The sequence below is a fragment of the Pseudomonas putida genome, from assembly GCF_050989985.1.
Classification (GTDB): Bacteria; Pseudomonadota; Gammaproteobacteria; order Pseudomonadales; family Pseudomonadaceae; genus Aquipseudomonas; species Aquipseudomonas putida_AI.
The window spans coordinates 5,710,776-5,734,548 of sequence record NZ_CP158815.1 but is presented as its reverse complement, the minus strand read 5'-3'; the positions used below and the strand labels follow the sequence as shown (position 1 = coordinate 5,734,548).

Sequence of the window (23,773 nt, the reverse complement as noted above, 5' to 3'; positions counted from 1 at the left end):
AAAAGCGCCTGCAATCGATATGGTGGCGCCTGTGCGCCTTCTTAAACTCGGGTCGCCAAACCCGGTCGCTGAATTTGCAGCGACGGGGGCAGGATAACTCCGAGTTTTTACAAGCGCAACCGGCACGAAGCCTTGCGCATTTTTTTGATGCGACATAAATTGACCAGACATACAGATTGACCTCAAACGCCCCCGGTTGCCGCCGGGGGCGTTTTCGTTTCAGGCGTGGGCTTCCCAGCGCAGATTGAGCAGGGGCAGGAAGCCGTCATCGAGCATCGACCGGGCGTCTTCGTAGGCTTCCGTTTGCTGGCCTTCGTCGGCGATCACCGCACCGAGGTTCTCGCAGTTGAGCGTGAGGGCGCACCAGGTGCCGTCGGCCCAGCTAAGTACGCTGACTACGCGACCCTGTTTGTCCTGTCGGCTGCGATAGCGCTCGAGGCGCTGCATCGTGGCGGATGAAAAACCGATGCGACGCAGCACTGAAAAGGGATGCATCAAGGCCTGATTAGCAATCGAACGGCTCATGCTGCCTCCTGCACGTTGGCGAACAACGGGGATGGAGTTTCACCTTTGAGCCACGCGGCTATCTTGCTGTCTTCTGCGCAGCGGCGACGGTACTGCTCGGCGAGCACATTGCGCCGCTCGTTCAGGCACGTTTCCATGTATTGGCTGAGATCGGACGTGATGCGCAGATCTGTGTAGAGCCGTTCGTTGATGATCTTTTCTTGTTCAATGTCCTTCTCAACGAACTGGCTCCAGACTTGAGGATCGTTCGAGTAGCCGTTTTTCTGATCGATTAGCCAGTAGGTGACCCAGTTGTTCAGTCCTGATTGACTCAGCTCTGCGTGGCGGCCTTCTTTCATCGCGAAATGACCGTGGCCATGAACGCTGGAAAATTCGCGGCGAACGGCGTGTTTGCGGATGATCTCCGGCAGTTCCCATGGATTGGGTGTGAGCGGCAAAACGAGGCCGTCAGGATCGAAAAAGAATGCTTCTTTTTCTTCACCGTTCCAGCTAACGCCGGCGATGGTGCGGTGACGCCAATTGATGCCGTCTTCAGCGTAGAGCTGAAAACCGATGCTGTAAGAGTCGTGGAAGGCGCCTTTGAATGGGCAGTAATTACGCTTCATGCGGCCACCTCATCACGGGCTTCAATGCGACCGCGTGCCCACGCTTGGACTTCGGACAAAACCCAGGCGACCGGGGCGCCGCGAGCGTTGCTGTTGGTGAGCTTTACGGTTTTTGGAAAGCCACTTTCAGGCTCATTCATCAGCTTGTAGATGGTAGGGCGAGCGAGGCCAACGATGGCCATTACCTCGGCAATGCGGATGAGCGTCACCGATGGATCGATTGGCGTGGAGTCGTTTGCAGAGGAGTGGAGGCGAGAGGTTTTCATTTCTCGTTCCTCGCACCTGCGGGAGAGCTGTGTGTGCGGCTTTCGAGCCACGTGGACACATCTTTAGGCCGATAACGCACGCGGCTTCCAACTTTCACATACGGCAGCGGATTGCGGCGCGAACTGCGCCAGGCGGCGAGCGTGCGGTGCGACAGACCGAGAGTGGCCGCGACTTGATCGGGGGTGAGCAAATCAGTGGAGCAGGGTGAAAGCGGGGTGATGGATTGGAGCGTTGTCGCAGTCATTTAGCGTTTCCTGTAGTCGTGGAGAGTTACAGGGCTAACGCTAAATGGGGGGGCGGAAATGAACGGTGGTTCATTTCCAGGTTTCTATGAAAAAACTTTGCCCTTGACCAAAATGTTGCTGAGTTGTCTTCTGGAAAGCTTATCGCTTGCACCGGGAGATTTTAGTGCGGCGTTACTCTGCAGGATGGCATCCAGCGCTTCTGACTTCGTCCTGCCGCTGTCGCGAAGCCGTCTGCCGTATTTGCGGATGTCCTCATCGCGGTCTGCAATGGCCTCTTGGCGGACCGCAGCCGAGCTATTACCCCCTTTGCTCGCGTTAGCACTGATCCGCATCTTCTCGCTGCTGCTCAACACCGGCGAGGCATACACCCTCGCGAGAATCATGTAGTGCCGGGCCGCACCTAGCAAGTCTGCCGCATATTCTCGATCATCAGCTTCAAGAGAAGCCTGCTCTTGGCGTATCTCGTTCACAAGCACGTCGAAGCTGGCCGGGTATTCTTCAGCCAAGACAATCACGTTTTCCCGGTCACCGGAGTAAAGGTTTTCATTAAACTCTCTCAACCAGCGCCCCAGTACCTCTATGGCACAACACGCGCGATCTATCGCCAGTGCAGCGACGTATTGGCAATCGGTAACAGCTGACTCGGACGACTCGCTGATAATCCAGCGAATGGTGCGAGCTAAATCGTCCTGAAACAGCCCAATGCGCTGGTGAATATTATAAGAACGACGCCTGACTTCCCCGAGTACGCGGACAGCGTCGGCGGACCATTCACCTGCTTCGTTCTGATGGTCCGCCCAATGCTGCTGCCCCTCTCGTATGAGTTCAACAATGTTATCGATGCGCTCCGCAAATTCTTCGTACAGCGTCAGATATTCCAGCGCCTCGATGTTCTCCCAGTCTTCGACGTCGAGGGGGGCGTTTAAATAAAATCTGTTATTCATCATTCCCCCCTCGCCCCATTCCCGGGACCGAAAAAACGCGACCACCTGCGCCCGGCGAAGCTAGGAAGCCGTCAGTGAAGAGCGGGCCATTTAGCCCGGAGGTGTTGCCGATTCTGGAACACCTTTTGTGTGCCATCGACGAAGTGTTCCAGCTAATCGCCTGTTGTGTTCCAGTCTCGCAAGCCGCGGGTTTAAAGGCTTTCAGCGGTTTTGGAACACATGGAACACGCGGAACACCTGCTTTGTGAGTAGTTAGGGATTGCACGATCAAATTGCCTGTCCGAATTGGCCCTGCACGACGTTTCCTGTCTGTAATCTATCTAGGTGATCGGCGTACCACTGCATCATGGCAATCCGCTGTTCAAGATATTGGGCCTTGTTGTATATCCCCGAGATGCCCTCTTCTTTATGAGCTAATTGCGCCTCGACATGCTCCTTCGGCCATCCATGTTCACGGAGCAGTGTGCTCGCTGTATGTCGAGTGCCGTGCCCAACAAGACGCCCTTTGTAGCCTATGGTGGCGAACACTTTGTTGATGGTGTTTTCGCTGATAGTCGGGTTCTTCGCACCGACTCCGGGAAACAGCCAACGGCTACGCCCGGTTAAAGAATGCAGCTCTTTCAATGCGACGAGCGCTTGGCGGGGAAGGGGGCATACGAAGTCTCGGCGCATCTTCATCTTCGATGCTGGTGTAGTCCAAATAGCTTTGTCTAAATCAAACTCTTTCCATTCCGCCAGACGAACCATTCCCGGCCTCGAGGCTGTCCAAATGCAAAGCCATGCTGCTGTTCGAGCGGTGAGTCTGCTAGGAGTGTTCTTCAAAGCGGTGAGGAATTCGCCGAGTTCTGGCTCTAGCAAATGAGGGTGTTGTTGAGTCTTCGGTGCTTGAGCTGCGATGTCGCGTAAACGGCTACCCGGATCGTTTTCTGTCAGTCCTAAGCCAATCGCTCTACCGAAGATCTGATTGACCCAAGTCCGACACTTTTCCGCTACGTTATGCGCCTCCCGAGCTTCGAGGGAGGCCTGGAGATTTGCACAATCGGTTCGGGTTATTTCGTCTAGGGGTTTATTACCAAGCGCTGGAAGAATGTCTTTGTCGAGGTAGGTGCGGATTTTATTGAGGGTGGAGGGAGCGAGACCTTTCTCCTCCTTTGCCTTTAGCCAAGCTTCCGCAGCTGCTCTAAAGGTTCGAGTTCGAGCGGCATCGATTGCTGCTTTTGCCGAGCGCTTTTGTTCAAGAGGGTCGGCACCGCTACTGACAACCTTTCGTAGATCGGCTGCTTTTTCGCGGGCAAGTGCGCCGCTGACTTCTGGATAGCCGCCGAGGCCCATCCATGCCCAGTTACCTGCAGGCCGCTTGTATCGGAGTTGCCATGACTTGCCCCCGTCCGGTTTGACCCGGAAATATAAGCCGTTTCCATCCAGCTCTCGATATTCCTTTGTTTCAGGCTCAAGCCCTGCGAGCGTGGTATCGGCGAGGGGGCGGCGCTTGATGTCTGCGCGTTTCATCCTTGTATCCCAAAGTTCGGTATTTTTCTCAGGATACAAGCAGGGATACAGGGATACAACGGATAAGGGGAGACAGGGGTAGACAGGCAGGCACAAAAAAACCGGCCAAGAGGCCGGTTTCTCTGGGTCTGAGAGGCTGGTAGAGACTCTCAGATACTGCTATGTGGTGCCCCGAGGGAGACTCGAACTCCCACTCCTTTCGAAAACGGATTTTGAATCCGCCGCGTCTACCAATTCCGCCATCAGGGCTCAATGGCGGCGAAGTATAGAGAGGTGAATACCGCTGGTCAATCAGGTACATGGAGAATTTTTGATAATTCCGCTAGACTTCCCGGCCCTGCTAGACGAACCCCATCATGCGCGTTGCTGACTTTACTTTCGAGCTCCCTGATTCGCTGATCGCCCGCCATCCACTGGCCGAGCGTCGCAATAGTCGTCTGTTGACCCTGGATGGGGTCAGCGGCGCCCTGGCACACCGTCAATTCACTGATTTGCTTGAGCATTTGCGCCCGGGCGACTTGATGGTGTTCAACAATACCCGGGTGATTCCGGCGCGGCTGTTTGGCCAGAAGGCTTCCGGCGGCAAGCTGGAAATCCTGGTGGAGCGGGTGCTGGACACTCATCGCGTGCTGGCCCATGTGCGGTCCAGCAAGTCGCCAAAGCCTGGGTCGAAGATCCTGATCGATGGCGGTGGCGAGGCCGAGATGCTGGCGCGTCACGATGCGCTGTTCGAGCTGGGGTTCGCCGAAGAAGTCTTGCCGCTGCTCGACCGCGTCGGGCACATGCCGTTGCCTCCTTATATAGACCGCCCGGATGAAGGCGCCGATCGCGAGCGCTATCAGACGGTGTACGCCGAGCGCCTGGGCGCGGTGGCGGCGCCGACGGCAGGGCTGCATTTCGATCAGTCGCTGTTGGAGGCCATCGCGGCCAAGGGCGTCGAGACGGCGTTCGTGACCCTGCACGTTGGCGCGGGCACTTTCCAGCCGGTGCGCGTGGAGAAGATCGAAGACCACCACATGCACAGCGAATGGCTGGAAGTCGGCCAGGACGTGGTGGATGCGGTGGCGGCCTGCCGCGCGCGCGGCGGTCGGGTGGTGGCGGTGGGGACTACCAGCGTGCGTTCCCTGGAAAGCGCCGCCCGCGATGGCGTGCTCAAGCCGTTCAGTGGCGATACCGACATCTTTATCTACCCGGGCCGGCCGTTTCATGTGGTCGATGCCCTGGTCACCAACTTCCATTTGCCCGAATCCACGCTGTTGATGCTGGTTTCGGCGTTCGCCGGTTATCCGGAAACCATGGCCGCCTATAAAGCCGCGGTCGACAACGGATACCGCTTTTTCAGCTACGGTGATGCGATGTTCATCACCCGTAATCCCGCTCCAAGCGGCCCAGAGGAAACAGTATGAGTCGCGAATGTCGCATGTCGTTTGAGCTGCTTGCCACCGATGGCAAGGCTCGTCGTGGTCGCCTGACCTTCCCCCGTGGCACCGTCGAGACCCCGGCCTTCATGCCAGTCGGCACCTATGGCACGGTCAAGGGCATGCTGCCGCGGGATATCGAGGCGATTGGCGCTGAAATCATTCTGGGCAACACCTTCCACCTGTGGCTGCGCCCTGGCACCGAAGTGATCAAGAAGCACGGCGACCTGCACGATTTCATGCAGTGGAAAGGCCCGATTCTGACCGACTCCGGCGGTTTCCAGGTGTTCAGCCTGGGCGCCATGCGCAAGATCAAGGAGGAGGGCGTGACCTTCGCCTCGCCGGTCGACGGCGCGAAAGTGTTCATGGGCCCGGAAGAGTCGATGCAGGTCCAGCGCGACCTGGGCTCCGACATCGTGATGATTTTCGACGAATGCACGCCGTACCCGGCCGACGAAGACGTCGCCCGCGTATCCATGGAGTTGTCGCTGCGTTGGGCCCAGCGCTCGAAGAACGCCCATGGCGACAACACGGCGGCGCTGTTCGGCATCGTTCAGGGCGGCATGCACCAGGACCTGCGCATGCGCTCCCTGGAAGGCCTGGACAAGATCGGCTTCGACGGTTTGGCCATTGGCGGTTTGTCGGTGGGCGAGCCCAAGCACGAAATGATCAAGGTGCTGGATTATCTGCCGGGCCAGATGCCGGCTGACAAACCTCGTTACCTTATGGGCGTTGGCAAACCGGAAGATCTGGTGGAGGGTGTGCGCCGCGGTGTGGACATGTTCGATTGCGTGATGCCAACCCGTAATGCCCGCAATGGGCATCTGTTCATCGATACCGGCGTGCTGAAGATCCGTAACGCGTTCCATCGCCATGATGATTCGCCGCTCGATCCGACCTGCGATTGCTATACCTGCCAGAACTTCTCCCGCGCTTATCTGCATCACCTGGACAAGTGCGGCGAAATGCTGGGAAGCATGCTCAATACCATCCATAACTTGCGCCATTATCAAGTGCTTATGGCTGGTTTGCGCGAGGCTATTCAACAGGGTACATTGGCCGCCTTTGTCGATGCCTTCTACGCCAAGCGCGGGTTGCCTGTTCCGCCCTTGGACTGAGTTTTCTGACCCCAAGATTCAACATTTGCAACTGGAGTGCTAAATGAGCTTTTTTATCTCTAATGCCATGGCAGACGGCGCTGCGCCGGCAGCTGCAGCCCCTATGGGTGGCGGTTTTGAGTGGATTTTCCTGGTCGGCTTCCTGGTCATCTTCTACCTGATGATCTGGCGTCCACAGGCCAAGCGCGCCAAAGAGCAGAAAAACCTGCTGAGCAGCCTGCAAAAGGGTGACGAAGTTGTGACCACCGGCGGTATTGCCGGCAAGATCACCAAAGTTGCCGACGATTTCGTGGTGCTGGAAGTGTCCGACACTGTCGAAATGAAGTTCCAGAAAGGCGCTATCGCCGCCACGCTGCCAAAAGGCACGCTCAAAGCGATCTAAAGTTTCAACTTCATTCTCAATCGACGGGGCGCGCAAGGCGCCCCGCGTCATAAACGGGCGGCGTGATGCTGAACAAATATCCTCTGTGGAAATACATTCTGATCCTGGCGGTGCTGGCGATCGGTCTGATTTATTCCGCTCCCAATCTATATCCCGATGACCCGGCCATTCAGGTCAGCGGCACCAGTACTGCGCTGCAGGTCACCGAGGCCGATCTGGATCGCGTGAGCGCTGCGCTCAAGGCCTCCGGGATCAACGTCAAGGCAACTTCGCTGACGGCCGGTGGCAAGGGCGGTCTGGTTCGCCTGGTCAAGGCTGAAGACCAGTTGCCTGCCAAGGACGTTGTGCGCAAGGCGTTGGGTGATGACTACGTCGTCGCGCTGAACCTGGCACAAACCACCCCGCAATGGCTGCGCAACCTCGCTGCGCACCCGATGAAGCTGGGTCTGGACTTGTCCGGTGGTGTGCACTTCCTGCTGGAAGTGGACATGGACAAAGCCCTCGACGCACGCCTGAAAGTCTACGAAGGCGACGTGAAGAGCCTGCTGCGCAAAGAGAAAGTGCGCTATCGCAGCCTGCCGCAACTCAATGGCGCCATTCAGCTGGGCTTCAGCGATGAAGCGACCCGCGAACAGGCCCGTGCGCTGGTACGCAAGAACTTCAACGATTTCGACATTGTTCCGGCCGACCTGAACGGTCAACCGGTGCTGCGTCTGGCGATGACCCCGGCCAAGCTGGCGGAAATCCGCGAATACTCCATCAAGCAGAACTTGACCACGGTACGTAACCGCGTCAACGAGCTGGGTGTTGCCGAACCGATCGTCCAGCGTCAGGGCGCCAACCGCATCGTGGTTGAGCTGCCGGGCGTGCAGGACACCGCAGAAGCCAAGCGTATCCTGGGCAAGACGGCCAACCTGGAGTTCCGTCTGGCCGCAGAGCCTGGTGCTTCGAAAGCCACTTCCGAGGAATTCGAGTTCCGTGAAGGCAAGCGTCCTCCGGCGCTCATCGAGCGTGGCCTGATCATCACGGGCGACCAGGTGACTGACGCCAAGGCTGGCTTCGGCGAGCACGGCACGCCAGAAGTGAACATCCGTCTGGACGGTCACGGCGGCGAGCTGATGAGCCGTGCGACCCGTTCGAACGTGGGTCGCAGCATGGCGGTGATCTTCATCGAACAGCGTCCGGTCACCACTTACACCAAGCAAGTGGTCGATGGCGTCGAGAAAGAAGTACCGGTTCAGTCGTTTAAAGAAGAGAAGAAGATCATCAGCCTGGCGACCATTCAGTCGCCGCTGGGTGCTCAGTTCCGCATCACCGGCCTGAACGGCCAGGGCGAGTCGTCCGAACTGGCGCTGCTGCTGCGTGCCGGTGGCCTGGCGGCGCCGATGTACTTTGCTGAAGAACGCACCATCGGCCCGAGCCTGGGTGCGGACAACATCACCAAGGGTATCGATGCATCGCTGTGGGGCATGCTGTTCGTCTCGCTGTTCATCATCGCCATCTACCGCTTCTTCGGCATCATCGCCACTGTCGCGCTGGCAGTGAACATGGTGATGCTGCTGGCCCTGATGTCGCTGCTGGGTGCAACGCTGACCCTGCCGGGTATCGCCGGTATCGTGTTGACCATGGGTATGGCGGTCGACGCCAACGTACTGATCTTCTCGCGGATTCGTGAAGAGATCGCCGCGGGCATGACCGTGCAGCGGGCAATCAACGAAGGCTTCAGCCGGGCATTCACCGCGATTCTCGACGCCAACCTGACCACCTTGCTGGTGGGCGGCATCCTGTTCGCCATGGGTACCGGTCCGGTCAAGGGCTTCGCTGTAACCATGTCCCTCGGGGTTCTGACTTCGATGTTCACGGCCATCATGGTCACCCGCGCGATGGTCAACCTGATCTTCGGCGGTCGTGACTTCAAGAAGTTGTGGATTTAAGGGGCTGCCATGTTACGTACAATCAACTTCATGGGCGTTCGCAACTTCGCGTTCGGCGTCACATTGTTCCTGACCGCACTGGCCATTTTCAGTGTGTTCCACAAGGGCATGAACTGGGGCCTGGACTTCACCGGCGGTACGCTCATCGAGCTGACCTACGAGCGTCCGGCCGACGTCACCAAGGTGCGTGAGCAGCTGGTGACCGCCGGTTATCACGAGGCCATCGTGCAGAACTTCGGTGCAACCACCGACCTGCTGGTGCGTATGCCGGGTGAAGATCCACAGTTGGGTCACCAGGTGGCTGAGGCGCTGCAGAAGGTCGGCGGCGAGAACCCGGCGACGGTCAAGCGCGTCGAGTTCGTCGGCCCGCAGGTGGGTGAAGAACTGCGCGACCAGGGCGGCCTCGGCATGCTGATGGCGCTGGGCGGCATCCTGATCTACCTGGCGTTCCGCTTTCAGTGGAAATTTGCCATCGGTGCGATCGTGTCCCTGATCCACGACGTGATCGTGACCATCGGTATCCTGTCGTTCTTCCAGATCACCTTCGACCTGACGGTGCTGGCGGCGGTGCTGGCGATCATCGGTTACTCGCTCAACGACACCATCGTGGTATTCGACCGGGTTCGTGAGAACTTCCGCGTACTGCGCAAGGCCAGCCTGATCGAGAACATCAACATCTCGACCACTCAGACCCTGCTGCGGACCATCGCGACTTCGGTGTCCACTCTGCTGGCGATCGCGGCGCTGCTGTTCTTCGGTGGCGACAACCTGTACGGCTTCTCCCTGGCGCTGCTGGTAGGTGTTCTGGCCGGTACTTATTCGTCGATCTACATCGCCAACGTGGTGTTGATCTGGCTGAATCTGAACTCCGAAGACCTGATTCCAACGGTGAGTACCGATAAGGAAGTCGACGACCGTCCTTGAAGGCTCTCTAATCCAGAGCAGTTCCTCCAGCGATGTAGTCTAAAAAGGCGCGAGTTGAACTCGCGCCTTTTTTTATGCTCCAAGGCTGGGAGAAGCGCGGGTTTATCCCGTCTGTGATGGTCAGGAGGTTCATGTGAACAAGTCGATGCTGGTTGGTGCTGTACTGGGTGCTGTCGGTGTGACTGCCGGGGGTGCTGTGGCCACCTACAGCCTGGTTAAAAATAACGGCCCCGAGTATGCGCAAGTACTCGCCGTTGAGCCGGTCAAGACCCAAATCAAGACTCCACGTGAAGTATGCAAGGATGTAACCGTCACCCGGCAAGCGCCGGTGAAAGATCAACACCAGATCGCCGGTACGGTGGTCGGTGCACTGGCAGGTGGTCTGCTGGGTAACCAGATCGGCGGCGGCACCGGCAAGAAAATTGCCACGGTTGCAGGCGCGGTCGGTGGTGGTTACGCCGGTAACAAGGTTCAGGAGGGTATGCAGGAGCGTGATACCTACACCACGACTCAAACCCGTTGTAATACGGTGAATGACATCAGTGACAAGGTGGTGGGTTACGACGTGCGGTACTCGCTGGACGGTAAAGAGGGGAAAGTGCGAATGGATCGCGATCCCGGGAATCAGATTCCTGTGGATAAAGAGGGCAAGTTGATCTTGTCGGAGAACCAGCAGGGTCAGTGATCTGCTGAAGCCGATTCAAAAAGAAGCACCCTGCGGGGTGCTTTTTTTTGTGCCTGAAATACTGAACTGAGGCCACTTATAGATCCTGTGGGAGCGGGCTTGCCCGCGATAGCGATCTGTCTGACGCATTGATGTTGTGTGTGCCGACGCTATCGCAGGCAAGCCAGCTCCCACAGGGATTTGTGGTGTTTTCGGGGCATCAAATTCCAGGCATAAAAAAAGCACCCCGAAGGGTGCTTTTCTCTGTCGCTGGAAGCTTAGCGCTTCAGCGAAGCCGGCAGGTGCGGCTGGATCGCCGTCAGTACTGCCTTGAAGCATTTGGTGTTGCCGGCAACGACGTGGCCTTTTTCGAGGAAGTCGTGACCGCCGGTGAAGTCGCTCACCAGGCCGCCTGCTTCCTGAATCAGCAGGGCGCCTGCGGCCATGTCCCACTCGGACAGGCCCGACTCCCAGAATGCGTCGAAACGACCGGCAGCCACGTAGGCCAGGTCCAGGCTGGCGGAGCCGGCGCGGCGGATGCCGGCGGTCTGGCCAACCAGGGCGCGGAACATGCCCAGGTAGTTGTCGAGGTTGTCCATCTGGTCGTCACGGAACGGGAAGCCGGTACCCAGCAGGGCGCCGTCCAGGCTGGTGCGGCCGCTGACGCGCAGGCGACGACCGTTCAGTTGGGCGCCACGGCCACGGCTGGCGGTGAATTCTTCCTGGCGAACCGGGTCCAGAACAACGGCGTGTTCCAGGCGACCGCGGTATTTGCAGGCGATGCTGACAGCGAAATGAGGGATGCCGCGCAGGAAGTTGGTGGTGCCGTCCAGTGGGTCGATGATCCACAGGTACTCTTCGCCTTCGATCCCGGTGCCGGCGTGCAGGCCGGTCTCTTCACCCATGATCGAGTGGTTCGGGTACGCCTTGCGCAGGGCGTCGATGATTTTCTGTTCGGCGGCGCGATCCACCTCGGATACGTAATCCTTGGCGTCTTTTTCGTCGACCTTGATGGTATCCAGGCGCTCGATGGAGCGGAAGATCAATTCACTGGCGGCGCGGGCGGCGCGCAGCGCGATATTCAGCATGGGCTGCATGGATGTGTCACCTAAGGTTGTTAAAGAAAGCCGGGCATTCTATCAGAAAGTTTCTACAGGAGAAGGACGACGTTCGCTTTCATGGCTTAACGGTAGTTTGGGCTGTAAGATTCTGCTCCCCCTATATATGTTCGAGAGCGCCTCCCTTGCTGCAAAACATTCGTGTCGTCCTGGTCAATACCAGCCATCCGGGCAATATCGGCGGGACTGCGCGCGCCATGAAAAACATGGGTCTGTCGCGGCTGGTGCTGGTCGAACCGCGCCTGTTTCCGCATCACGAAGCTGATGCCCGTGCATCCGGTGCCGGGGACATCCTTGAAAAAGCGCAAGTCGTCGCCACCTTGGAAGATGCCCTGGTCGGCTGCAACCTGGTGCTGGGTACCAGTGCCCGCGACCGGCGGATTCCCTGGCCGCTGCTCGATCCCCGCGAATGCGGCGCGAAAGTGGTCGAGGAAGCTGGGCAGGGCGCCGAGATCGCGCTGGTGTTCGGTCGCGAAGATTCCGGTTTGACCAACGAAGAGCTGCAGCGATGTCACTATCACGTGCACATCCCTTCCGACCCCGAGTTCAGCTCGCTGAACCTGGGGGCGGCGGTGCAGGTGTTGAGCTATGAAGTGCGCATGTCCTGGCTCGCGGCCCAAGGCCAGCCGAGCAAGGTCGAGAAGGACGAAGTGGCGTCGGTCAAAAGCATGGAGCTGGCGACCATGGACGAATTGGAGCGATTCTATGAGCACCTGGAGCAGACCCTGGTGGCCATTGAATTCCTCGATCCGGAAAAGCCACGGCACTTGATGGCGCGCCTGCGCCGGTTGTACGGACGCAGCTCGGTCAGCCGGGCGGAAATGAATATTTTGCGTGGCATCCTCACGGAAACCCAAAAAGCGGCCCGTGGTGAGCTCCTGAAGCGGAAGGATTAATGATGTTCGAGCGTTTGCGTGAAGATATCCAGAGCGTTTTCCACCGTGACCCGGCGGCACGCAATGCATTTGAAGTCCTGACGTGCTACCCGGGCATGCATGCCATCTGGATCCACCGCCTGTCTTCGGTTTTGTGGCATGCGGACCTGAAATGGCTGGCGCGGCTGGTCTCGAACTTCGGTCGCTGGCTGACCGGGATCGAGATTCATCCGGGTGCCAAGGTGGGGCGACGCTTCTTTATTGACCACGGCATGGGCATCGTCATTGGTGAGACCGCCGAAATCGGCGATGACGTGACCATTTATCAGGGTGTGACCCTGGGCGGCACCAGTTGGAACAAGGGCAAGCGTCACCCGACCCTTGAAGATGGTGTGGTGGTCGGGGCGGGCGCCAAGGTGCTGGGTCCGTTCACCGTCGGTGCCGGGGCCAAGGTCGGTTCCAATGCGGTGGTCACCAAGGCGGTGCCGGCCGGAGCAACGGTGGTGGGCATTCCCGGGCGGATCATCGTCAAGTCCGATGAAGAGCAGGACGCCAAGCGCAAGGCCATGGCCGAGAAGATCGGCTTCGATGCCTACGGCGTCAGCGAAGACATGCCGGACCCGGTGGCGCGTGCCATCAATCAACTGCTCGATCACCTGCAGGCCGTCGATGGCCGTCTGGAGGGGATGTGCGGGGCGCTGAAGGATCTGGGCAGTAATTACTGTGCCAAGGAGCTGCCTGAGCTGCGCGAAGAAGACTTCGCCTGTGTGAAGGACAAGGATCAATCCAGGGCCGGCTGATCCCTGTGCAGGGGTCGCAAGTCGCTTTCAGGCAATGGCGCAGCGCTAAGCGGTGTGCCATTAAGCCGCAGACCCTGATATCATTCGCGCGCTCTTTTGCGGGTAAACCTGACTAAAGTACTAGGTCTTATAGTTGACTTAAATACTCGGGAATCGCATACTCGCACCCATTCCGAACTCCGTGGTAACTGTCCATGCGACTGACTACAAAAGGCCGATACGCCGTGACCGCCATGCTTGACCTGGCGTTGCACGCGCAGCACGGGCCCGTGTCCCTGGCCGATATCTCCGAGCGCCAAGGCATCTCCCTGTCCTATCTCGAGCAGCTTTTCGCCAAATTGCGCCGCAGCAATCTGGTGTCCAGCGTTCGTGGTCCGGGCGGCGGCTACCAGCTGTCACGCGACATGCAGGGTATCCAGGTCGCCCAGGTGATCGATGCGGTGAACGAATCGGTCGATGCCACCAAATGCCAGGGGCAGGGTGATTGCCATCAGGGCGATACCTGCCTGACCCACCACTTGTGGTGCGACCTGAGCCTGCAGATTCACGAATTTCTGAGCGGTATCAGCTTGGCTGACCTTGTCACTCGCCGTGAGGTGCAAGAAGTAGCCCAGCGCCAGGATCAACGCCGTTGCAACAGCAAGGCGCCACGCCTGGACAAGATTGAAGCGTCCGCCGTCGAATGACAGCCACAGAGCTAACGGCGCGCCAGCCAGCCTGATTTAGGAGATAGTCCATGAAATTGCCGATTTACCTTGATTACTCTGCGACTACCCCGGTTGATCCGCGTGTCGCGCAAAAGATGAGTGAATGCCTGCTGGTCGACGGAAACTTCGGTAACCCGGCGTCCCGTTCCCACGTGTTTGGCTGGAAAGCTGAAGAGTCCGTCGAAAACGCCCGTCGTCAGGTGGCCGACCTGGTCAACGCCGACCCGCGTGAAATCGTCTGGACTTCCGGTGCCACCGAATCCGACAACCTGGCAATCAAGGGTGCGGCACATTTCTACGCCACCAAAGGCAAACACCTGATCACCACCAAGATTGAGCACAAGGCTGTCCTCGACACCATGCGCCAACTGGAGCGTGAAGGTTTCGAAGTGACCTACATCGAGCCTCGTGAAGACGGCCTGGTCACTCCTGAGATGGTCGAAGCTGAACTGCGCGACGACACCATCCTTGTATCGATCATGCACGTGAACAACGAGATCGGTACCGTCAACGACATCGCCGCCATCGGCGAGCTGCTGCGTTCCAAAGGCATCCTGTTCCACGTCGACGCCGCTCAGTCCACCGGCAAGGTCGAGATCGACCTGCAGAAACTGAAAGTCGACCTGATGTCCTTCTCCGCCCACAAGACCTACGGCCCTAAAGGCATCGGCGCGCTGTACGTGAGCCGCAAGCCTCGCGTGCGCATCGAAGCGACCATGCACGGCGGCGGTCACGAGCGCGGCATGCGTTCCGGCACCCTGGCAACTCACCAGATCGTCGGCATGGGCGAAGCCTTCCGCGTGGCCAAGGAAGACATGGCTGCCGAGAACGTGCGTATCAAGGCCCTGAGCGATCGCTTCTTCAAGCAGGTCGAGCACCTGGAAGAGCTGTACGTCAACGGCAGCCTGACCTCCCGCGTTCCGCACAACCTGAACCTGAGCTTCAACTACGTTGAAGGCGAGTCGCTGATCATGGCCCTCAAGGATCTGGCGGTATCGTCCGGTTCGGCCTGTACCTCGGCATCCCTTGAGCCTTCGTACGTGCTGCGCGCCCTGGGCCGCAACGACGAACTGGCACACAGCTCGATTCGTTTCACCTTCGGCCGTTTCACCACCGAAGAAGAAATCGACTACGCCGCGCAGAAAGTCTGCGAGGCCGTTACCAAGCTGCGCGCTCTGTCGCCGCTGTGGGACATGTACAAAGACGGTGTCGACATTTCGAAAATCGAGTGGGCGGCACACTGATTTCAAGTCGCCGCGAACCGGCCCCGAGGACTCAGGTCCCGGGGCTCAAAGAGCGACTCTCTGATGAGTGAGGATTAAGAATCATGGCTTACAGCGAAAAGGTCATCGACCACTACGAAAACCCGCGCAACGTCGGCAAGATGGACGCGGAAGACCCTGATGTCGGCACCGGCATGGTCGGCGCCCCGGCTTGCGGCGACGTCATGCGCCTGCAGATCAAGGTCAACGACGCCGGCATCATCGAAGATGCCAAGTTCAAGACCTACGGCTGCGGTTCCGCCATTGCTTCCAGCTCCCTCGCCACCGAGTGGATGAAGGGCAAGACCCTGGACGAAGCAGAAACCATCAAGAACACTCAGCTGGCCGAAGAACTGGCCCTGCCGCCAGTGAAAATTCACTGCTCGGTACTCGCTGAAGACGCCATCAAGGCTGCTGTTCGCGATTACAAGCAGAAGAAAGGCTTGATCTGACTTTCAAGATTTGGCGACGAGTAAGGAGTCACCGATGGCTATCAGCATGACAGAAGCGGCTGCTCGACACGTGCGACGCTCCCTCGACGGGCGCGGCAAGGGTGAAGGGATTCGTCTGGGTGTTCGCACCACAGGCTGTTCCGGTCTTGCCTACGTGCTGGAGTTTGTCGACGAGGTGGTTGCAGAGGACCAGGTGTTCGAGAGTCACGGCGAGAAAGTGATCATCGACCCGAAAAGCCTGGCCTACCTGGACGGCACCGAGCTCGATTTCGTCAAGGAAGGGTTGAACGAAGGCTTCAAGTTCAACAACCCCAACGTACGCGGTGAGTGTGGCTGCGGCGAAAGCTTCAACATCTGAGGCTATTTGTGGGTACTCCTTGTCATTTCGCTTTATTTCAGCTGCAACCGGGCTTCAATCTGGACCTCGATCAGCTGGCTACGCGCTACCGTGAGTTGGCGCGCAGCGTTCATCCGGACCGCTTTGCCGACGCCTCCGAGCGTGAGCAGCGGCTGGCGCTAGAGCAATCCGCGAGCCTCAACGAGGCCTACCAGACGCTCAAGAGTCCACCCAAGCGCGCGCGATACCTGCTCGCCTTGAATGGTGGCGAGCTGCCGCTGGAGGTCACGGTGCATGATCCGGAGTTTCTTCTGCAACAGATGGAATTGCGCGAAGAGCTCGAAGACCTGCAGGACAGCGCCGACCTGAATGGCGTTGCCGTCTTCAAGCGCCGTTTGAAAGTTGCTCAGGAAAAACTGAACGACAGTTTCGCAGCCTGTTGGAATGATGCAGCGCAACGTGAACAGGCCGAACGCCTGATGCGACGCATGCAGTTCCTCGACAAGCTCACCTACGAAGTGCGCCAGTTAGAAGAGCGCCTCGACGATTAACCCAGTGCCGCTCCGGTCGCACGCCTGATATACAGATAAGTCCTGATAACGATGGCCCTACTGCAGATCGCCGAACCCGGCCAAAGTCCTCAACCGCACCAGCGTCGTCTGGCTGTGGGGATCGACTTGGGCACTACCAATTCGCTGGTCGCTGCCTTGCGCAGTGGTCTCTCCGAGCCTCTGGCCGACGCAGAAGGGCGGGTGATCCTGCCGTCTGCCGTGCGCTATCACGCCGATCGCGTCGAAGTGGGCGAGTCCGCCAAGCTGGCGGCCGCCACCGATCCCTTGAACACTGTGCTGTCGGTCAAGCGCCTGATGGGTCGTGGTCTGTCCGACGTCAAGCAATTGGGCGATCAACTGCCATACCGCTTTGTCGGTGGCGAATCGCACATGCCGTTCATCGACACGATCCAGGGCCCGAAAAGCCCGGTCGAAGTCTCCGCCGATATCCTCAAGGTCTTGCGCCAGCGTGCCGAAGCCACCCTGGGTGGAGAACTGGTGGGCGCGGTGATCACGGTTCCGGCCTATTTCGACGACGCTCAGCGTCAAGCCACCAAGGACGCTGCCAAGCTGGCCGGCCTCAACGTGCTGCGTTTGCTCAATGAGCCAACCGCCGCGGCCGTGGCTTACGGTCTGGATCAGCACGCCGAAGGTCTGGTGGCGATTTACGACCTGGGCGGCGGCACCTTCGATATTTCGATCTTGCGCCTGACCGGTGGCGTGTTCGAAGTACTGGCCACTGGTGGCGACAGCGCCCTGGGTGGTGACGACTTCGACCATGCAATCGCTGGCTGGATCATCGAGAGCGCCGGTCTGTCCGCCGACCTCGATCCGGGTGCGCAACGCAATCTGCTGCAAACCGCCTGTGCGGCCAAGGAAGCGCTGACCAACGCCGCTTCTGTTGAAGTTGTTTATGGCGACTGGAAAGCCGAGCTGACTCGCGAGGCCTTCAATGCGCTGATCGAGCCGATGATCGCTCGCAGCCTGAAAGCCTGCCGCCGTGCTGTGCGTGACTCCGGTGTCGAGCTGGATGAGGTTCATGCAGTGGTCATGGTCGGTGGTTCGACTCGCGTGCCGCGTGTTCGCGAAGCCGTTGCCGAAGCCTTTGGTCGTCAGCCATTGACCGAAATCGATCCGGATCAAGTGGTAGCCATCGGGGCTGCGATCCAGGCCGATACCTTGGCCGGCAACAAGCGTGACGGCGAAGAGCTGTTGCTGCTCGACGTGATTCCGTTGTCCCTGGGTCTGGAAACCATGGGCGGCCTGATGGAGAAGGTGATTCCGCGTAACACCACCATCCCCGTCGCTCGCGCTCAGGATTTCACTACCTACAAAGACGGCCAGTCGGCCATGGCTATCCATGTGCTGCAAGGTGAGCGCGAACTGATCAGCGACTGCCGCTCGCTGGCACGTTTCGAATTGCGCGGTATCCCGTCGATGGTGGCGGGCGCGGCGAAGATTCGCGTGACCTTCCAGGTCGATGCCGACGGTTTGCTGAGTGTCTCCGCCCGCGAGTTGGGTTCGGGCGTCGAAGCCAGCATCCAGGTCAAGCCGTCCTACGGCCTGACCGACGGTGAAATCGCCAAGATGCTCAAGGACTCGTTCCAGTACGCCAACGATGACAAGGTGGCCCGCGTCCTGCGCGAGCACCAGGTCGATGCCCAGCGCCTGGTCGAAGCGGTGCAGGCTGCCTTGGAAGCTGACGGTGAGCGCCTGCTCGATGCCGACGAACGCATGGTCATCGAGATGCAGGTGCAGGAACTGACCGAACTGATGAAAGGTACCGATGGCTACGCCATCGAGCAGCAGACCAAGCGTCTGTCGCAAGTGACCGATGCCTTTGCTGCCCGCCGCCTGGACTCGACGGTGAAAGCCGCGCTGGCGGGGCGCAACCTGAATGAGATTGAGGAATAACGATGCCGCAGGTCATTTTTCTGCCACACGAAAAGTTTTGCCCGGAAGGCATGGTCGTGGAGGCTGAGACCGGTACGTCCATCCTCGAGCTGGCCCATGAGCACCATATCGAGATGGAAAGTGCCTGTGGCGGCGTCTGCGCCTGCACCACCTGTCACTGCATCATTCGTGAGGGCTTTGACTCGCTGGAAGAGGCCGACGAGCTGGAAGAGGACTATCTTGACAAGGCTTGGGGTCTGGAAGCCCAGTCGCGCCTGGGTTGCCAGGCCAAGGTCGGGACTGAAGACCTGACCGTCGAAATTCCGAAGTACTCGCTCAACCACGCAGCCGAAGCGCCGCACTGATTCAAGGAATTGTCATGAGTCTCATGTGGACTGATGTGCTGGAAATCGCAATCCAGCTGGCTGAAACCAAGCCCGATGTAGATCCTATGTCGGTCAACTTCGTCGATCTGCGCAAGTGGGTGATGGAATTGCCCGAGTTCGGCGACAAGCCTGAGCATTGTGGCGAAAAGATTCTGGAGGCCATTCAGGCCCACTGGATCGAAGAACGCGACTGAGCCACGCCGCAGGTTAGGCAATACCCGAGAACCCGCGTATAATTCGCGGGTTTAATTTTTCGCACATTACCGTTTCTGGAGTTACACCATGGCTGTTCAACGTACTTTCTCCATCATCAAGCCTGACGCCGTTGCCAAAAACGTGATCGGCAAGATCACCACTCGTTTCGAAGACGCTGGCCTGCGCATCGTCGCTTCGAAAATCAAGCAACTGTCCAAAGCCGAAGCCGAAGGTTTCTACGCTGAGCACAAAGAGCGTGGTTTCTTCGGTGACCTGGTTGCCTTCATGACTTCCGGTCCGGTTGTCGTTCAGGTTCTGGAAGGTGAAAACGCTATCGCTCGCAACCGTGAGCTGATGGGCGCTACCAACCCTAAAGAAGCTGCTGCCGGCACCATCCGTGCTGACTTCGCTGAATCCATCGACGCCAACGCTGTACACGGTTCGGACTCCGAAGCCGCTGCCGCTCGCGAAATCGCATACTTCTTCGCAGCTACTGAAGTAACCACTCGCTAAGCATTGGCTTAAAGAGTGAAGGTGAATCCATGACTACATCGACTGTTAAAACCAACCTGCTGGGGCTCACCCAGCCGGAAATGGAAAAATTCTTCGACTCAATCGGGGAGAAGCGTTTCCGTGCCGGTCAGGTAATGAAATGGATTCACCACTTTGGCGTCGATGATTTCGACGCCATGACGAACGTCGGCAAGGCCTTGCGCGAGAAGCTCAAGGCTGTTGCCGAAATTCGTGGTCCGGAAGTGGTCAGCGAGGACATCTCCAGCGACGGTACCCGCAAGTGGGTCGTGCGCGTGGCGTCCGGCAGCTGCGTCGAGACCGTGTACATTCCCCAGGGCAAGCGCGGCACCTTGTGCGTTTCGTCCCAGGCAGGCTGTGCCCTGGACTGCAGTTTCTGCTCCACCGGCAAGCAAGGCTTCAATAGCAACCTCACCGCCGCCGAAGTCATCGGCCAGGTGTGGATTGCCAACAAATCCTTTGGCAGCGTCCCGGCGACCGTCGACCGTGCCATCACCAACGTGGTGATGATGGGCATGGGTGAGCCGCTGCTGAACTTCGACAACGTCATTGCCGCCATGCATCTGATGATGGATGACCTGGGCTACGGCATTTCCAAGCGCCGCGTGACCCTGTCCACTTCGGGCGTGGTGCCGATGATCGATGAGCTGGCCAAGCACATCGACGTCTCCCTGGCGTTGTCGCTGCACGCACCGAATGACGCATTGCGTAACCAATTGGTGCCGATCAACAAGAAGTATCCGCTTAAGATGCTGCTCGAATCGTGCCAGCGCTACATGTCGTCCCTGGGCGAAAAGCGTGTACTGACCATCGAATACACCTTGCTCAAGGACGTGAACGACAAGGTCGAGCACGCGGTCGAAATGATCGAATTGCTCAAGAACGTCCCGTGCAAGATCAACCTGATTCCTTTCAACCCGTTCCCGCACTCCGGGTACGAGCGGCCGAGCAACAATGCCATTCGTCGGTTCCAGGATCAGCTGCATCATGCAGGTTTCAACGTCACCGTCCGCACCACCCGTGGTGAAGACATCGACGCCGCTTGTGGTCAATTGGTAGGGCAGGTGATGGATCGCACCCGTCGCAGCGAACGTTATATCGCCGTGCGCGAGTTGAGCGCCGACAACGATATGGCCGTGAACGCCGCGAACAAGTAATCAAGAGAGGATCTCTATGTCCCTGCGCTTTGCGCTGCTTTTGTTATTGGCCAGCCTGTGTGCTGGCTGTGTTCTTTCGGGTGATTACAACCCCATGAAGACCAGCAAGGGCCGCGACGAAGCGCGTGAGGCGTATGTGCAACTGGGCATCGGTTATCTGCAGCAGGGCATGACCGAGCGGGCGAAAGTACCGCTGAAGAAGGCGCTGGAGCTGGATGACGCGGATGCGGATGCCAATGCGGCACTGGGGCTGGTGTTCCAGGCCGAGATGGAGCCGGAACTGGCTGACCAACACTTCCGCAAGGCGCTGTCCTCCCGTCCCGCCGATGCACGAATCCTCAATAACTACGGCAGTTTTCTTTACGAGCAGAAACGTTACAAGGAAGCCTACGAGCGCTTTGAGCAGGCCGCTGCCGATACCCTGTATCCTGAGCGTTCGCGGGTGTTCGAGAACCTCGGCATGACCGCTGCGATGCTGGGCCAGCGTGACCTTGCGCAGCAGCAACTGGAAAAAGCCCTGCGTTTGAATCGACAACAGCCACGTGCCTTGCTGGAAATGGCTGAGTTGTCTTACGAAGACAGGCATTATGTGCCCGCGCGTGACTATTACGATCGTTTCAGCCTGCTTGCCGAGCAAAATGCACGTAGTCTATTGCTCGGCGTTCGGCTGGCAAAAGTGTTCGAAGATCGCGACAAGGCCGCCAGTTATGGCCTGCAACTAAAACGACTCTATCCGGGTACACCGGAATATCAGCAATACCTGTCGGAGCAATGATGAAAGCGGCGCATCCCGAAGTTGTAGCAGCGAATCGCGTTAACCCCGGTGAGACCTTGCGCCAGGCCCGCGAAAGCAATGGCTGGTCGCTGGCCGAAGTGGCCCTCAAGCTCAACCTCACCGTCAATTCCCTGAGTAATCTGGAAGCCGGCGCTTTCGACAAGCTGCCAGGGCATACCTTCGCCCGCGGCTATATTCGCGCCTATGCCAAATTGCTCGGCATGGACCAGGCCGTTCTGGTTCAGCAATTCGACCAATCCACCGGCACCGACTCCCAGGGCAGCAACGTCCATAGCCTGGGGCGTATCGAAGAGCCGGTGCGGGTTTCCCACACTATTTTGCGCATCGTCAGCCTGTTGCTGCTGGTTGCAGTGATTGGTGGCGGCTTTGTCTGGTGGCAGGACCAGACCTCGCTGCGCACCAAGGATCTGGTCAGCCTGAGCCCCGAGCACGTTGAAGTCGAAGGCGCTGACGGCACCACCCAGATTCATCCGCTGGACGAGCCGGAAGATCAGGCGGTCGCCGAGGGCGAGGCTGACAACTCGACTGCGTTGGCTTTGCCGAAGGCCGAGACCTCGACTGAGGCACCAGCGGAAGCTCAATCTCAACAAGCTCCGGCACCGGCAGCGCCCGTCGCTCCTGCTCCAGCGCCTGCGGCTCCAGTGCACAACACTCCTGCGGTTGCTGCGACACCTGCAACTCCGGCCCCGGCGGTTCCCGCCGTACCAGCACCGGCCGTCACCGCTCCGATTGCTCCTGCTACCCCGGCGCCAGCCCCTGCCGCTGCTCCAGCAGCTCCGGTTGCCGGCCAGGGTCAAGTACAAGTGCAATTCACTGCCGATTGCTGGACGCAAGTGACAGACGGTGGCGGCAAGGTGCTGTTCAGCGGTCTCAAGCGCAAAGGCGACAGCCTTTCCGTCAATGGCAAGCCACCGTTCGCCGTCCGCCTGGGCTACGCCCGTGGCGCGCAGGTCAGCTACAACGGCCAGGCGGTTGATGTTGCTCCTTTCACCAGTGGCGAGACTGCTCGCCTGAAGTTGGGTCAATAAGTCATGCACGGCGAATCTCCAATCAAACGTCGCGAGTCGCGCAAGATCTGGGTCGGTAATGTGCCTGTCGGTGGCGATGCGCCTATCGCTGTGCAGAGCATGACCAACAGCGATACCAATGATGTTGCTGCCACCGTGGCGCAGATCAATCGGCTGGAAGCGGCCGGCGTCGATATCGTTCGGGTATCCGTACCGGACATGGACGCCGCCGAGGCCTTCGGCAAGATCAAGCAACTGGTCAAGGTGCCGTTGGTAGCCGATATCCATTTCGACTACCGCATCGCGCTGCGCGTCGCCGAGCTTGGCGTCGACTGTCTGCGCATCAACCCGGGCAACATCGGTCGTGAAGATCGTGTACGCGCCGTGGTCGATGCCGCCCGTGATCGCGGGATTCCGATTCGCATCGGGGTCAACGCCGGCTCCCTGGAAAAAGACCTGCAAAAGAAATACGGCGAGCCGACTCCGGCTGCGTTGGTCGAGTCTGCCCTGCGTCACGTCGAGCACCTTGAGCGCCTGAACTTCCAGGACTTCAAGGTCAGCGTGAAAGCTTCCGATGTGTTCATGGCGGTCGAGGCGTATCGCCTGCTGGCCAAGGAAATCGTCCAGCCGTTGCACCTGGGCATCACCGAAGCCGGTGGTTTGCGCTCAGGCACGGTGAAATCCGCGGTGGGCCTCGGTATGCTGCTCGCCGAAGGGATTGGCGATACTATTCGCATCTCGTTGGCGGCCGACCCGGTCGAGGAAGTGAAAGTCGGCTACGACATTCTCAAATCCCTGCACCTGCGTTCCCGTGGCATCAACTTCATCGCCTGCCCGAGCTGCTCGCGGCAGAACTTCGATGTGGTCAAGACCATGAACGAACTGGAAGGGCGCCTCGAAGACCTGCTGGTGCCGCTGGATGTCGCGGTGATCGGTTGCGTGGTCAACGGCCCGGGTGAAGCCAAGGAAGCCCATATCGGCTTGACCGGCGGCACACCAAACCTGATTTACATCGACGGCAAGCCGTCGCAGAAACTGACGAATGACAATCTGGTGGATGAGCTTGAACGCTTGATCCGCGAGAAAGCGGCCGAAAAGGTCGAAGCTGACGCTGCCGTCATCGCGCGTGGCTGAGCCGGACTAACGAGCCGAACGAATTTAAGGATTTAAA

28 protein-coding genes and 1 tRNA gene are annotated in these 23,773 nt (G+C 58.8%); 21 read left to right on the top strand and 8 right to left on the bottom strand.

Translation table 11 applies throughout. The annotated features are described in order from the left end of the window. Nucleotides 1-219: 219 nt before the first annotated feature. The 7 genes from ABTV29_RS26260 to ABTV29_RS26230 form a co-directional block, all read right to left on the bottom strand. Nucleotides 220-525: a hypothetical protein gene (locus ABTV29_RS26260; RefSeq protein WP_433767475.1), complete on the bottom strand. Its 306-nt coding sequence runs from the start codon at nt 523-525 to the stop codon at nt 220-222. Then, nucleotides 522-1,130 (bottom strand): hypothetical protein, encoded by a 609-nt coding sequence (locus ABTV29_RS26255; RefSeq protein WP_433767474.1) that lies wholly within the window; start codon nt 1,128-1,130, stop codon nt 522-524. Before ABTV29_RS26255 ends, ABTV29_RS26260 begins: the two co-directional genes overlap by 4 nt. Next, complete coding sequence (locus ABTV29_RS26250) at nt 1,127-1,396, bottom strand: helix-turn-helix transcriptional regulator (protein WP_433767473.1); 270 nt, start codon at nt 1,394-1,396, stop codon at nt 1,127-1,129. The genes ABTV29_RS26255 and ABTV29_RS26250 overlap by 4 nt, the downstream gene beginning before the upstream one ends. Beyond that, the gene (locus tag ABTV29_RS26245) at nt 1,393-1,641 is read right to left on the bottom strand and encodes a helix-turn-helix domain-containing protein (RefSeq protein WP_433767472.1); all 249 of its coding nucleotides are present in this window, start codon (nt 1,639-1,641) and stop codon (nt 1,393-1,395) included. The genes ABTV29_RS26250 and ABTV29_RS26245 overlap by 4 nt, the downstream gene beginning before the upstream one ends. Before the next feature lie 84 nt (nt 1,642-1,725). Then, nucleotides 1,726-2,589: a hypothetical protein gene (locus ABTV29_RS26240; protein WP_433767471.1), complete on the bottom strand. Its 864-nt coding sequence runs from the start codon at nt 2,587-2,589 to the stop codon at nt 1,726-1,728. Nucleotides 2,590-2,853: 264 nt separating this feature from the next. Then, complete coding sequence (locus ABTV29_RS26235; RefSeq protein ID WP_433767470.1) at nt 2,854-4,095, bottom strand: tyrosine-type recombinase/integrase; 1,242 nt, start codon at nt 4,093-4,095, stop codon at nt 2,854-2,856. 164 nt (nt 4,096-4,259) lie between these two features. Further along, nucleotides 4,260-4,344: transfer RNA gene (locus ABTV29_RS26230), tRNA-Leu, on the bottom strand. 107 nt (nt 4,345-4,451) lie between these two features. On the opposite strand from ABTV29_RS26230, the gene queA reads away from it, so the two are divergent. From queA to ABTV29_RS26200, 6 genes are all read left to right on the top strand, one after another. Continuing rightward, complete coding sequence (queA, locus tag ABTV29_RS26225) at nt 4,452-5,501, top strand: tRNA preQ1(34) S-adenosylmethionine ribosyltransferase-isomerase QueA (protein WP_433767469.1); 1,050 nt, start codon at nt 4,452-4,454, stop codon at nt 5,499-5,501. 14 nt (nt 5,502-5,515) lie between these two features. After that, a complete protein-coding gene (tgt, locus tag ABTV29_RS26220; RefSeq protein WP_168185069.1) occupies nt 5,516-6,631 on the top strand; it encodes a tRNA guanosine(34) transglycosylase Tgt in 1,116 nt (371 codons plus the stop codon). Between the two features lie 43 nt (nt 6,632-6,674). Then, nucleotides 6,675-7,013 carry a preprotein translocase subunit YajC gene (gene yajC, locus ABTV29_RS26215; RefSeq protein WP_110966483.1) on the top strand — a complete coding sequence of 113 codons (339 nt, stop codon included), beginning with the start codon at nt 6,675-6,677 and terminating at the stop codon, nt 7,011-7,013. Nucleotides 7,014-7,078: 65 nt separating this feature from the next. Then, a complete protein-coding gene (secD, locus tag ABTV29_RS26210) occupies nt 7,079-8,947 on the top strand; it encodes a protein translocase subunit SecD (RefSeq protein ID WP_433767468.1) in 1,869 nt (622 codons plus the stop codon). A gap of 9 nt (nt 8,948-8,956) precedes the next feature. Beyond that, entirely contained in the window at nt 8,957-9,871 is a 915-nt protein-coding gene (secF, locus tag ABTV29_RS26205) for a protein translocase subunit SecF (RefSeq protein ID WP_433767467.1), read from the top strand. Between the two features lie 133 nt (nt 9,872-10,004). Continuing rightward, entirely contained in the window at nt 10,005-10,556 is a 552-nt protein-coding gene (locus ABTV29_RS26200) for a glycine zipper 2TM domain-containing protein (protein WP_150769544.1), read from the top strand. A 257-nt stretch (nt 10,557-10,813) separates the two neighbouring features. Here ABTV29_RS26200 and suhB read toward each other — a convergent pair whose 3' ends face one another. Then, nucleotides 10,814-11,632: a type III secretion system regulator SuhB gene (gene suhB, locus ABTV29_RS26195; RefSeq protein WP_085724358.1), complete on the bottom strand. Its 819-nt coding sequence runs from the start codon at nt 11,630-11,632 to the stop codon at nt 10,814-10,816. A gap of 146 nt (nt 11,633-11,778) precedes the next feature. On the opposite strand from suhB, the gene trmJ reads away from it, so the two are divergent. The 15 genes from trmJ to ispG all read left to right on the top strand — a co-directional run bounded on the left by trmJ (nt 11,779) and on the right by ispG (nt 23,736). Next, complete coding sequence (gene trmJ / locus ABTV29_RS26190) at nt 11,779-12,549, top strand: tRNA (cytosine(32)/uridine(32)-2'-O)-methyltransferase TrmJ (protein WP_110966487.1); 771 nt, start codon at nt 11,779-11,781, stop codon at nt 12,547-12,549. A 2-nt stretch (nt 12,550-12,551) separates the two neighbouring features. Then, on the top strand, nt 12,552-13,328 hold the full coding sequence (cysE, locus tag ABTV29_RS26185) for a serine O-acetyltransferase (protein WP_433772028.1): 777 nt from the start codon (nt 12,552-12,554) through the stop codon (nt 13,326-13,328). Between the two features lie 194 nt (nt 13,329-13,522). Then, the gene (gene iscR, locus ABTV29_RS26180) at nt 13,523-14,014 is read left to right on the top strand and encodes a Fe-S cluster assembly transcriptional regulator IscR (protein WP_007903581.1); all 492 of its coding nucleotides are present in this window, start codon (nt 13,523-13,525) and stop codon (nt 14,012-14,014) included. 50 nt (nt 14,015-14,064) lie between these two features. Next, nucleotides 14,065-15,279 carry an IscS subfamily cysteine desulfurase gene (locus ABTV29_RS26175; protein ID WP_433767466.1) on the top strand — a complete coding sequence of 405 codons (1,215 nt, stop codon included), beginning with the start codon at nt 14,065-14,067 and terminating at the stop codon, nt 15,277-15,279. A gap of 83 nt (nt 15,280-15,362) precedes the next feature. After that, entirely contained in the window at nt 15,363-15,749 is a 387-nt protein-coding gene (iscU, locus tag ABTV29_RS26170; RefSeq protein WP_007974006.1) for a Fe-S cluster assembly scaffold IscU, read from the top strand. 34 nt (nt 15,750-15,783) lie between these two features. Further along, entirely contained in the window at nt 15,784-16,107 is a 324-nt protein-coding gene (gene iscA / locus ABTV29_RS26165) for an iron-sulfur cluster assembly protein IscA (protein ID WP_003227904.1), read from the top strand. 8 nt (nt 16,108-16,115) lie between these two features. Beyond that, nucleotides 16,116-16,637: a co-chaperone HscB gene (gene hscB, locus ABTV29_RS26160; RefSeq protein WP_433767465.1), complete on the top strand. Its 522-nt coding sequence runs from the start codon at nt 16,116-16,118 to the stop codon at nt 16,635-16,637. A 51-nt stretch (nt 16,638-16,688) separates the two neighbouring features. Next, on the top strand, nt 16,689-18,551 hold the full coding sequence (gene hscA, locus ABTV29_RS26155; RefSeq protein ID WP_433767464.1) for a Fe-S protein assembly chaperone HscA: 1,863 nt from the start codon (nt 16,689-16,691) through the stop codon (nt 18,549-18,551). A gap of 2 nt (nt 18,552-18,553) precedes the next feature. Next, entirely contained in the window at nt 18,554-18,895 is a 342-nt protein-coding gene (gene fdx, locus ABTV29_RS26150; protein ID WP_085715824.1) for an ISC system 2Fe-2S type ferredoxin, read from the top strand. A 14-nt stretch (nt 18,896-18,909) separates the two neighbouring features. Beyond that, nucleotides 18,910-19,110: a Fe-S cluster assembly protein IscX gene (gene iscX / locus ABTV29_RS26145; RefSeq protein ID WP_110966493.1), complete on the top strand. Its 201-nt coding sequence runs from the start codon at nt 18,910-18,912 to the stop codon at nt 19,108-19,110. A gap of 88 nt (nt 19,111-19,198) precedes the next feature. Next, a complete protein-coding gene (gene ndk / locus ABTV29_RS26140; RefSeq protein WP_110966494.1) occupies nt 19,199-19,624 on the top strand; it encodes a nucleoside-diphosphate kinase in 426 nt (141 codons plus the stop codon). Nucleotides 19,625-19,653: 29 nt separating this feature from the next. Further along, nucleotides 19,654-20,799 carry a 23S rRNA (adenine(2503)-C(2))-methyltransferase RlmN gene (rlmN, locus tag ABTV29_RS26135; RefSeq protein WP_433767463.1) on the top strand — a complete coding sequence of 382 codons (1,146 nt, stop codon included), beginning with the start codon at nt 19,654-19,656 and terminating at the stop codon, nt 20,797-20,799. Between the two features lie 16 nt (nt 20,800-20,815). Continuing rightward, nucleotides 20,816-21,574: a type IV pilus biogenesis/stability protein PilW gene (gene pilW, locus ABTV29_RS26130; RefSeq protein ID WP_433767462.1), complete on the top strand. Its 759-nt coding sequence runs from the start codon at nt 20,816-20,818 to the stop codon at nt 21,572-21,574. Continuing rightward, nucleotides 21,574-22,623 (top strand): RodZ domain-containing protein, encoded by a 1,050-nt coding sequence (locus ABTV29_RS26125; RefSeq protein ID WP_433767461.1) that lies wholly within the window; start codon nt 21,574-21,576, stop codon nt 22,621-22,623. The genes pilW and ABTV29_RS26125 overlap by 1 nt, the downstream gene beginning before the upstream one ends. A 3-nt stretch (nt 22,624-22,626) precedes the next feature. After that, nucleotides 22,627-23,736, top strand: a complete 1,110-nt coding sequence (gene ispG / locus ABTV29_RS26120) for a flavodoxin-dependent (E)-4-hydroxy-3-methylbut-2-enyl-diphosphate synthase (RefSeq protein ID WP_020795607.1) — start codon at nt 22,627-22,629, stop codon at nt 23,734-23,736. Nucleotides 23,737-23,773: the final 37 nt, after the last annotated feature.

Bases quoted from the DNA above. Each gene is read 5' to 3' on its own strand.
- ABTV29_RS26260 (WP_433767475.1), bottom strand. From the start codon at position 525: ATGAGCCGTTCGATTGCTAATCAGGCCTTGATGCATCCCTTTTCAGTG.
- ABTV29_RS26255 (WP_433767474.1), bottom strand. From the start codon at position 1,130: ATGAAGCGTAATTACTGCCCATTCAAAGGCGCCTTCCACGACTCTTAC.
- ABTV29_RS26250 (WP_433767473.1), bottom strand. From the start codon at position 1,396: ATGAAAACCTCTCGCCTCCACTCCTCTGCAAACGACTCCACGCCAATC.
- ABTV29_RS26245 (WP_433767472.1), bottom strand. From the start codon at position 1,641: ATGACTGCGACAACGCTCCAATCCATCACCCCGCTTTCACCCTGCTCC.
- ABTV29_RS26240 (WP_433767471.1), bottom strand. From the start codon at position 2,589: ATGATGAATAACAGATTTTATTTAAACGCCCCCCTCGACGTCGAAGAC.
- ABTV29_RS26235 (WP_433767470.1), bottom strand. From the start codon at position 4,095: ATGAAACGCGCAGACATCAAGCGCCGCCCCCTCGCCGATACCACGCTC.
- queA (WP_433767469.1), top strand. From the start codon at position 4,452: ATGCGCGTTGCTGACTTTACTTTCGAGCTCCCTGATTCGCTGATCGCC.
- tgt (WP_168185069.1), top strand. From the start codon at position 5,516: ATGTCGTTTGAGCTGCTTGCCACCGATGGCAAGGCTCGTCGTGGTCGC.
- yajC (WP_110966483.1), top strand. From the start codon at position 6,675: ATGAGCTTTTTTATCTCTAATGCCATGGCAGACGGCGCTGCGCCGGCA.
- secD (WP_433767468.1), top strand. From the start codon at position 7,079: ATGCTGAACAAATATCCTCTGTGGAAATACATTCTGATCCTGGCGGTG.
- secF (WP_433767467.1), top strand. From the start codon at position 8,957: ATGTTACGTACAATCAACTTCATGGGCGTTCGCAACTTCGCGTTCGGC.
- suhB (WP_085724358.1), bottom strand. From the start codon at position 11,632: ATGCAGCCCATGCTGAATATCGCGCTGCGCGCCGCCCGCGCCGCCAGT.
- cysE (WP_433772028.1), top strand. From the start codon at position 12,552: ATGTTCGAGCGTTTGCGTGAAGATATCCAGAGCGTTTTCCACCGTGAC.
- iscR (WP_007903581.1), top strand. From the start codon at position 13,523: ATGCGACTGACTACAAAAGGCCGATACGCCGTGACCGCCATGCTTGAC.
- ABTV29_RS26175 (WP_433767466.1), top strand. From the start codon at position 14,065: ATGAAATTGCCGATTTACCTTGATTACTCTGCGACTACCCCGGTTGAT.
- iscU (WP_007974006.1), top strand. From the start codon at position 15,363: ATGGCTTACAGCGAAAAGGTCATCGACCACTACGAAAACCCGCGCAAC.
- iscA (WP_003227904.1), top strand. From the start codon at position 15,784: ATGGCTATCAGCATGACAGAAGCGGCTGCTCGACACGTGCGACGCTCC.
- hscA (WP_433767464.1), top strand. From the start codon at position 16,689: ATGGCCCTACTGCAGATCGCCGAACCCGGCCAAAGTCCTCAACCGCAC.
- fdx (WP_085715824.1), top strand. From the start codon at position 18,554: ATGCCGCAGGTCATTTTTCTGCCACACGAAAAGTTTTGCCCGGAAGGC.
- iscX (WP_110966493.1), top strand. From the start codon at position 18,910: ATGAGTCTCATGTGGACTGATGTGCTGGAAATCGCAATCCAGCTGGCT.
- ndk (WP_110966494.1), top strand. From the start codon at position 19,199: ATGGCTGTTCAACGTACTTTCTCCATCATCAAGCCTGACGCCGTTGCC.
- rlmN (WP_433767463.1), top strand. From the start codon at position 19,654: ATGACTACATCGACTGTTAAAACCAACCTGCTGGGGCTCACCCAGCCG.
- pilW (WP_433767462.1), top strand. From the start codon at position 20,816: ATGTCCCTGCGCTTTGCGCTGCTTTTGTTATTGGCCAGCCTGTGTGCT.
- ABTV29_RS26125 (WP_433767461.1), top strand. From the start codon at position 21,574: ATGAAAGCGGCGCATCCCGAAGTTGTAGCAGCGAATCGCGTTAACCCC.
- ispG (WP_020795607.1), top strand. From the start codon at position 22,627: ATGCACGGCGAATCTCCAATCAAACGTCGCGAGTCGCGCAAGATCTGG.